Here is an 8,014-nt window from a genome sequence, read left to right as displayed (position 1 = left end):
TCGTGGACCGCCTGGAGCTGGCACGACCAAGGTTCGACATTCCGGATCGCGACGCGCTCAACGATGTGGTCCTCCGAACCGACCCGACCAGCCTCGTGAATCTCATCCAATCACTCGCTAACAACGCGTTCACTCACGGCGCCAAGAACGTCGGCGTAACCACGTCGGTCGACTTGCCGTTCCAACCGATGCTTGAGGTTGGAGTTCGCCCCGAAAGTCCCGTCTACGTCTCGATTCACGACGATGGGCCGGGCATCGATATCGGGTTCTTGCCGAGAGCCTTCGAGAAGTTCGAAAAGCAAAGCAGAAGCTCGGGGACTGGCCTGGGTCTCTACATCGCAAGGCTCATGACCGACGCGTTGTCTGGCTCGATTCTCGTCACCACCTCAGAGAACGGAACGAACGTGGCGGTTGCCCTCCCCGCCGGCAAGTCCAAGGGAGTCGCCGCATGACCGGCCGCATGACCAGTTGGTTCATCCTTACGCTCCTTCTACTCGGAGCTTGCCGCAGCGCCGCCCCGGCGCAAGGATCGCCCACGGTCGACCTCACCGAGTTCTCCATCACGGCCCATGGGATATTCGACGCCGGTCCCAACGAAATCACCGTCCACAATGAAGGTGAGTTCGGCCACACATTGGTCATTGCCGACCATGACGGTACGGTCGTCGACGTGACCGGTGTCATCGCGCCAGGCGAATCCTCGGTCTATTCCGTAGACCTCAAACCAGGGACCTACGAGCTCAGCTGTCGAATCGTCATCCAAACCGGCGACGGCCAGCTCATAGATCACTATCAAGAGGGCATGCTCACCGCCGTCGAGGTCGGTGCGAGCTCATAACGGATCAGTGGCCGCCCCTTCAGACAACGGTGATGTCTGCCCGCCGCAGGGTCTCGGCAGCTTCAGAGCCGTCGCCTGGTTCAAGATTCACCGCGGCCGTCAGGTGTAGCGGAACCGAGGTATGCCATCCCTCCGCTCTGGAGTCCAACGCCGTGGCGCTGACGCAATAGTCAAGCGCCAGACCGACTACCACCACCCGCTGGATCTCCCGCTGGTGCAAGAGGTTCGCCAGCCCCGTTTGCATCACCTCTCCGGTGATCTGGTCGCGCATGGTGAAACCGGAGTATCCGTCCTCACCGTTGGTCCCCTTGCGGACCGTGGAGCCCGCCACGATCAACCCGGGATGGAGCTCGGCTCCCCAGGTGTCCGCAACGCAGTGGACCGGCCAAATACCACCATCTCTTGCGAAATGGGGAGTTGACTTCGGATGCCAGTCCTGGGTGTAAACCACCAACGCACCAACTGCGGCGGCCCGGATGATCTCAGCGTTGATGGTTCCGACCAGTGCCTCTCCACCGGCCACCGACAAACTTCCCGCCGGATCGGAAAAATCGTTCTGCATATCGACGACGATCAGGGCCGTCTTTTCGCCGAAGGTTGTCATGAGCCGATCCTAGGTCAGTAGCATTGCCACCGTGCTCGCCGACGGCTTCCTTTTCACCGATCACTATCAGCTGACGATGGCTCAGTTGTATTTCCACATGGGCCTGCACGAACGCCGGTCGCAGTTCGACTACTTTTTCCGGGCATATCCCAATTACGGCACCCATCAAGCGGGATATGCCATCTCCGCGGGCCTGGGACCGCTGCTCGATTGGATGGCCGACACCAGGGTCGGCCGCGCCGAAGTCGCCGCCCTGAAGACGTTTCAAACCTCAACTGGCCAACCTGAGTTCCGGTCTGACTTCGTCGAATGGCTCGCAGACGCCGGTTCGTTCAGCGCCGTCTCCCTGTGGGCGGTTCCGGAGGGTCGGGTGGTTCACCCCAACACCCCTCTGGCAGTCGTAGAGGCTCCACTCGCCATCGCCCAGATCCTCGAGACCCCGCTCCTCAATCATCTCAACTTTGCCTCATTGATTGCTACCAAGGCATCACGCGTCGTCGAGGCGGCGAGCGGGGGGTCGGTTTTGGAATTCGGGATGAGAAGGGCGCCGGCCTGGGGAGCAAATACTGCCTCGCGAGCGTCCCTCATCGGTGGCGCTGATGCCTCCTCGAACGTCGGAATGAGTTTGGACCTCGGCTATCCGTCGCGCGGAACGCACGCCCACTCCATGGTGCAGGTGTTCATGGCGGTGGCCGGCGGTGAGCTTGAAGCGTTCCGGGCATACGCCGACCTCTATCCCGACGACACAACCCTCCTCGTTGACACCGTCGACACGCTTGAATCGGGCGTCCCCAACGCCATCCGGGTATTCGAAGAGCTACGGTCCAAGGGCCATGAACCAAAAGGCATACGCCTCGACTCTGGCGACCTCGCCCATCTCTCGGTTCGTTCTGCACGAATGCTGAACATGGCCGGCTTTGAACATGTGCGCATTGTGCTGTCGAGCCAACTCGATGAGCTCACCATCTGGCAGATCCGAAACCAGATTCTCGAGGAGGCGGCGAGATATGACGTCGATCCTGGCCGGGTACTCAGCCGGCTCGTCTACGGCGTCGGCGCCAGGATGGTGACGTCGGAAGGTGATTCGAGCTTCGACGGCGTATATAAGACCGTCGCCGTCGAAGATGACGCCGGAGACTGGCAGCCGGCCATCAAGATCTCTAACTCGCCTGCCAAGGTTCAGAACCCGGGTCGCAAGCGCCTGTGGCGCATCTACGACCGCCGCGGCGTCGCCACCGCCGACCTGGTATCGCTCAACGGCGAGCAGATCACTACTCCGGTGACTCTCATTCATCCAACTCAGCCGGGCGTGAGCCGCATCCTTACCGAACCCGAGGTGAGTCGCATCGAACCTCTACTGCTCCACGTTCTTAACAACGGCAAACGCGCTGCGGATCTGGGTGGGATCGACCAGGCCAGGGCCAGGAGATCCGCCGACTTACAGCAGCTCGATCCTGGCGTGCGACGCCTCGTCAACCCGCACACCTACCACGTATCCCTCACGCCACAATTGTCAGAACTGAAGAACTCGATGGTCCGATCGTTTCGGAGTTCGATCCCCTCCTAGGTGGGCGACTCGCCTTCCAACCACTCCAGGTAATCGGCACGATCGGCGGCAATCACCTCGGGAGGAGCAGGTCCGGTGTACCCGGATTGGCGAGGATATTCAGCAGCCGCGAGAACGTCCCGCCAATCCTTCCGAGCTTCGTCCATCACGGCAACTTGTTCGTCAACGGGGAACATCGCCTGCACCTTGTCGACAAGCAGGTTCCGATCGGTCACCCCTTCATTATCGTGGCAGAATTCGTCCGCCGCATGAGAGACCTGGTAGGTCTCTTCAATCGGGCGTACCGGATCCCAACCTCGGAGGGTTGGGCTTTCTAACATGCCCGGAGGAGGCGCTTTCATGAGGTCTTTTGAATATCTGGCACCGGGTTCGCTAAACGAGCTCCTTGAAGTCATACGAGATCGGGCTCCCGATTTCAAGCTGCTCGCCGGCGGAACGGATCTACTGGTCGAGCTCAAACATGGACCGAGCGATCCCAAGCTGGTCATGGATCTCAGCGCCGTACCCGAGTTGAAAGGTATCGAAGAAACCCCACTCGGTTTGCGCATCGGAGCCATGGTCACCCATTCACAAATCCAGCAATCGGCATTGATTGCCGAACACGCACCGGCGATGATGGCGGCCGCGGCGACCATCGGGGCGGTGCAAACCCGTAACATGGGAACCATTGGTGGAAACCTGGTGACGTGCGTACCTTCACTCGACAGCGGCCCGGTTTTGGTCGCCCTCGACGCACAGGTAACCGTGGCCGGTGTACATGGTCGACGAGTGCTGGCGATCACCGAGTTCTTCGTCGGGCCACGCCAAACGGCACTGGCGCCGGACGAATTACTCATCGACATCCTCATTCCGACAGCCATGTTGGGGCGGGCGGCTGCGTTTCGTAAGTTCGGTCTCCGAAAAGGTCAAGCGCTTGCGCTGGTAAACGCGGCCGCCAGCATCGCCGTGGATGACGATCGCATCATCGAAGCGCGGATTGCGCTGGGAGCGGTCGCCCCGACCGTCATCCGGGCAACGGACGGCGAACGAGTCATAACCGGTAAACCCACCGATGATGTGGGCGCCCTGCGGGAGGCTGCCGCAGTTGCCGTCACCGAAGCAAGACCCATCGACGATTTTCGGGCTTCGGCCGCCTACCGGCGCGAGTTGATCGCAGTGGGTACATTCCGGGTACTCGAAGAGGCCCTGGCCCTGGCGACTTCGTCATGAAAGGAACCGTGTGCACCAGATCGAAATGACGGTCAACGGACAGGTAAGGCGAGCCGAAGTGCCGGCCGAGACCACCCTGCTGTCGGTCCTGCGAGAAGCCTGGGGCTTGACCGGATCCAAGCTGGGCTGCGACGTCGGTGACTGCGGGGCCTGCACGGTATTGGTTGACGACCTCAGCGTCAACGCGTGCCTGCTGCTGGCCGTCCAGGTCGACGGGCGGGAAGTCTTAACCATCGAAGGCATGGGCGGTTTTGACTATCTTCATCCGATTCAGGCTGCCTTTGAGCGTCTCTCGTCCATCCAGTGCGGGTTCTGCGCGCCGGGCATCGTCATCTCGGCCAAGGCGCTCATCGACAAGAACCCGCACCCGACCGAGCAGGAAATACGCGAAGCTCTCGCCGGAAACCTCTGTCGTTGTACCGGCTACACAAAAATCATCGAAGGAATCGCCGAAGCCTGTCGGGCCCCGGTCGGCACCGACGGATCAGCATGACGGAGAGCGGACATGTCTGAAAAACCCACCAAGGAGAAGTCTGCCGATCTCGGAGACTTGCTGGCCGACCCCAGGGTCGGCCAGTTACCCGCGGTAACTCGAGATCCGATCCCGGCCGTCCAGGCTCTCACGGTCGGAGCCAACCAACAGACCCCGGCCGTGGGTCAGCGAGTCACCCGACTCGATATCCGAACCCACCTCACGGGTAGCACTCGATACATCGACGACCTCGCCTTCCCTGGCATGCTCCACGTGAAGATTCTGCGCAGCACCGAGGCCCATGCCCGGATTCTGTCCATTGACACAACCGCCGCCCGGGCCATGCCTGGAGTGGTGGCGACGCTTACCGGTGACGAGATTCCTGAGAATTCGTTCGGTTCGTCGTACCAGGATCAACCGGTCCTGGCAGTCGATCGGGTACGCCATCAGGGTGACGGGCTCGTGGCCATCGCCGCCGAAACGGAACAGCAGGCGACCGAAGCGTTAGCCGCCGTCAAGGTCGCATACGAGCCACTTCCCGCCCTGTTCGACCCCCTTGAAGCCATCCGCCCCGACGCTCCAAAGATCCACCGGGACAACAACGTCTACGCCTCCAAGGTGATCATCCGAGGCGATGTCGAAAAGGGATTCGCCGAGAGCGATCAGATCTTTGAGCGCAGGTACAGCACCCAGATGATCGAGCACGTCCCGATGGAGCCCTTCGCGGCCATTGCGCTTTGGGAGCCAGACGGACAACTTCACGTGTATTCGAGCAACGGCCGGATCACACTCGGAAGAGCCGACCTGGCCCGCACTCTACAAATGCCAATGAACCGGATCCGGGTGACAGCCACCTTCATCGGCGGGAACTTCGGCGGCAAGAACGAGATCAGGACCGAGCCGATTCTCGCCTTGCTGGCCAAGAAGACCCGCCGACCGGTCAAGGCAACCTTCAACCGGGAAGACGAGTTCATCGCCTCGACAACCAGACACCCGATAATCATGGACTACAAAACTGGAGTCGCCAAAGACGGACACCTGCTCGCTCGTTCCGTACGATTGGTTTTGGATGGAGGCGCCTACGCCTCGTGGAGCGAAACAACGGTTGGCAAGGCGGCGATTCTCGCCGCCGGGCCGTATCGAATACCGAACGTACATGTCGAAGGACACGCCGTCTACACCAACAAGACGGTCACCGGCGCCATGCGGGGATTCGGCGCTCCTCAAGTCGCCTTTGCCTACGAGTCCCAGATGGATGAGATTGCCAACACACTCGGCATGGACCCGCTGGCCATCAGACTTCTCAACGGATTCACCGAAGGATCGATCAGCCATACCGGGCAAGTACTCCAGGCCGTCGCCCTCGAGGAAACACTGCTCGCCGCCGCCAAGCGCAGCGGGTGGATGGAGGAAGGAACATGAAGCACGCCGGACGGGGCATCGCATGCATGTGGTATCCGATCGGGTTCACGGTGGCGGCCAACCCGAGTTCGGCGGTCGTCAAGGTCAACGAAGACGGCACCGCCACCCTGCTGACGGGGACTGTTGAGGTCGGACAGGGATCACTGACGGTGCTTGGTCAGATCGTCGCCCAGGAACTCGGCATCTCCGCCGAAGACGTCCATGTCATTTCGGCCGATACCGACGTCACTCCGATGGATACCGGCGCTATCGCCAGTCGCACCACCTTCGTGACCGGCAACGCGGTCAGGCTGGCAGCCGCCGAAGCCAAGTCGATTCTTCTCGAGGTGGCCGCAGACATGCTCGGCGTCGAGGTCAGAGAGCTCGAAGCTGCCAACCACCAGATCCAGGTCAAGACTTTCCCGGAGAAACGGATATCGCTGGCCGATGTTGCAATGGGGGCGCAGATCGCCAGAGGCCGACCACCGCTCGGGAGCGCTTCATTTAATCCCCCCACCGTCACCATGGATCCCGAGACCGGTCAGGGCAAACCGTTCGCCGCCTACGTGTACGCGACCCAGATAGCCGATGTGGAAGTAGACGACGAAACCGGCGAGGTCGAGATCCTCCATGTGTACGCCGCCCACGATTCCGGTACTGCCATCAACCCGGCGCTCGTCGAAGGACAGGTCGAAGGCGGCATCGCCATGGGAGTCGGCATGGCGCTATCCGAAGAGATCCTGTTCAATGCGAAGGGCCGCCAGATAAACCCGAACCTGACCAATTATCTGATCCCGACCAGCCTCGACATGCCCCCGATCGATATCGACATCATTGAAAGCTACGACCCGGTTGGACCGTTTGGAGCCAAAGGGGTGGGCGAGCCCACCCTGGTGCCGACCGCTCCAGCCATCCTCAACGCGATTTATGACGCGGTTGGGGTACGAATCACCGATCTTCCCGCCACTGCCGAAAAGATCCTCATGGCGATCCGGGACAAGGAACGATCCGACGTCAAGGGACTCGAACCCGGCCAGGGCGACACCGGACGGTCACCTCGTCAGTAGCGGCGGCCCGTCAGGTCGATGTGCCAGCGATGCCACTGGATCCGTAGGCTCCAAAGAGACACAGGAGAGCTGGAACAACTCCCTCGCTCAGGGTGAGCTGGGGGCGGGAGTTCCATAGACCACGACGTTGTCCTCATACGATCGCAATGATTGATTGAATGTCCCGCCACAGGTGATGAGAACCACACCGGGGTCGCTGTCCTTCGAGAAGATGCGATCGAATGGCAATTCCGTCTTGCCGTATTGGGCAACCTCGGTGACAACGAACGAGCGGTAGGAACCGTCGTCGTAAGCCACTTCAAACGAATCTCCAACGGAGATGGCGGTGAGCTTGCTGAAGACACCGTTGCGCCCGTTGTAGGCGATATGGGCGGCCAGTACCGCAGAACCGGGTTCACCTGGCGTCGGACCGTACTGATACCAGCCCACTTCTTTGGCACCGGGGATCTCCATCTCGCCATTGTCCAGAACGCCGACCGGAACAATCGCTGCCTCGTTGACTCCAATGGCTGGAACGTGCAACCCAACCGGCGCTGGACGATCCTGGAACAGCTGGTCGGGGTCGTACACGGCCGAGCCGATTGGTTCGACGAGCTCGGCGAGCGGTGAAGGTGCTGCCGAGCCGACCGTTTGAGTCGACGTTGGCCCCAGGGTCGTCGTCGAAGCAACCGGCTGAAGCGTCGTAGTCGAGGTTGAGGAATCAACCGTGGAATACGTACAGGCCGCCGACGTGGCGACCACTAAAGAGAGAAGCAGATACCGCATGGTCAAAGCAAAAGAGGGGGTGGGATGCCATATCGGCACCCCACCCCTGGTTTATTGCTTTACCGCTCGACCGCAGTGCGACGACGGAGGG

General features: G+C 60.9%; 10 protein-coding genes. 7 read left to right on the top strand and 3 right to left on the bottom strand.

The annotated features are described in order from the left end of the window. Positions 1-452, top strand: a 452-nt coding sequence (locus JJE47_04335) for an ATP-binding protein (protein ID MBK5266641.1), incomplete at its 5' end; no start/stop codon positions are given. Further along, positions 449-838, top strand: a complete 390-nt coding sequence (locus JJE47_04330) for a hypothetical protein (GenBank protein ID MBK5266640.1) — start codon at positions 449-451, stop codon at positions 836-838. The genes JJE47_04335 and JJE47_04330, both read left to right, overlap by 4 nt. A 19-nt stretch (positions 839-857) precedes the next feature. Here JJE47_04330 and JJE47_04325 read toward each other — a convergent pair whose 3' ends face one another. Continuing rightward, positions 858-1,442 carry an isochorismatase family protein gene (locus JJE47_04325; protein ID MBK5266639.1) on the bottom strand — a complete coding sequence of 195 codons (585 nt, stop codon included), beginning with the start codon at positions 1,440-1,442 and terminating at the stop codon, positions 858-860. Positions 1,443-1,473: 31 nt separating this feature from the next. On the opposite strand from JJE47_04325, the gene JJE47_04320 reads away from it, so the two are divergent. Then, positions 1,474-3,009: a nicotinate phosphoribosyltransferase gene (locus JJE47_04320; protein MBK5266638.1), complete on the top strand. Its 1,536-nt coding sequence runs from the start codon at positions 1,474-1,476 to the stop codon at positions 3,007-3,009. On the opposite strand, the gene JJE47_04315 is transcribed toward JJE47_04320, so the two are convergent. Then, complete coding sequence (locus JJE47_04315; protein MBK5266637.1) at positions 3,006-3,224, bottom strand: hypothetical protein; 219 nt, start codon at positions 3,222-3,224, stop codon at positions 3,006-3,008. The genes JJE47_04320 and JJE47_04315 overlap by 4 nt on opposite strands. 124 nt (positions 3,225-3,348) lie before the next feature. Between JJE47_04315 and JJE47_04310 the strand changes: the two genes are divergently transcribed. From JJE47_04310 to JJE47_04295, 4 genes are read left to right on the top strand one after another with little or no spacing between them, the layout of a single operon-like run. Then, a complete protein-coding gene (locus JJE47_04310) occupies positions 3,349-4,218 on the top strand; it encodes a xanthine dehydrogenase family protein subunit M (protein MBK5266636.1) in 870 nt (289 codons plus the stop codon). A 25-nt stretch (positions 4,219-4,243) separates the two neighbouring features. Then, a complete protein-coding gene (locus JJE47_04305; protein MBK5266635.1) occupies positions 4,244-4,711 on the top strand; it encodes a (2Fe-2S)-binding protein in 468 nt (155 codons plus the stop codon). Between the two features lie 12 nt (positions 4,712-4,723). Continuing rightward, on the top strand, positions 4,724-6,112 hold the full coding sequence (locus JJE47_04300) for a xanthine dehydrogenase family protein molybdopterin-binding subunit (GenBank protein ID MBK5266634.1): 1,389 nt from the start codon (positions 4,724-4,726) through the stop codon (positions 6,110-6,112). Then, the gene (locus JJE47_04295) at positions 6,109-7,158 is read left to right on the top strand and encodes a molybdopterin-dependent oxidoreductase (GenBank protein ID MBK5266633.1); all 1,050 of its coding nucleotides are present in this window, start codon (positions 6,109-6,111) and stop codon (positions 7,156-7,158) included. Before JJE47_04300 ends, JJE47_04295 begins: the two co-directional genes overlap by 4 nt. Positions 7,159-7,245: 87 nt before the next feature. Here the strand turns inward: JJE47_04295 and JJE47_04290 are convergent, their stop codons facing one another. Next, the gene (locus JJE47_04290; protein ID MBK5266632.1) at positions 7,246-7,923 is read right to left on the bottom strand and encodes a class F sortase; all 678 of its coding nucleotides are present in this window, start codon (positions 7,921-7,923) and stop codon (positions 7,246-7,248) included. Positions 7,924-8,014 lie beyond the last annotated feature (91 nt).

Source organism: Acidimicrobiia bacterium (assembly GCA_016650365.1).
Lineage (GTDB): Bacteria > Actinomycetota > Acidimicrobiia > Spongiisociales > JAENVV01 > JAENVV01.
This window is presented reverse-complemented; position numbering and strand designations above follow the sequence as displayed.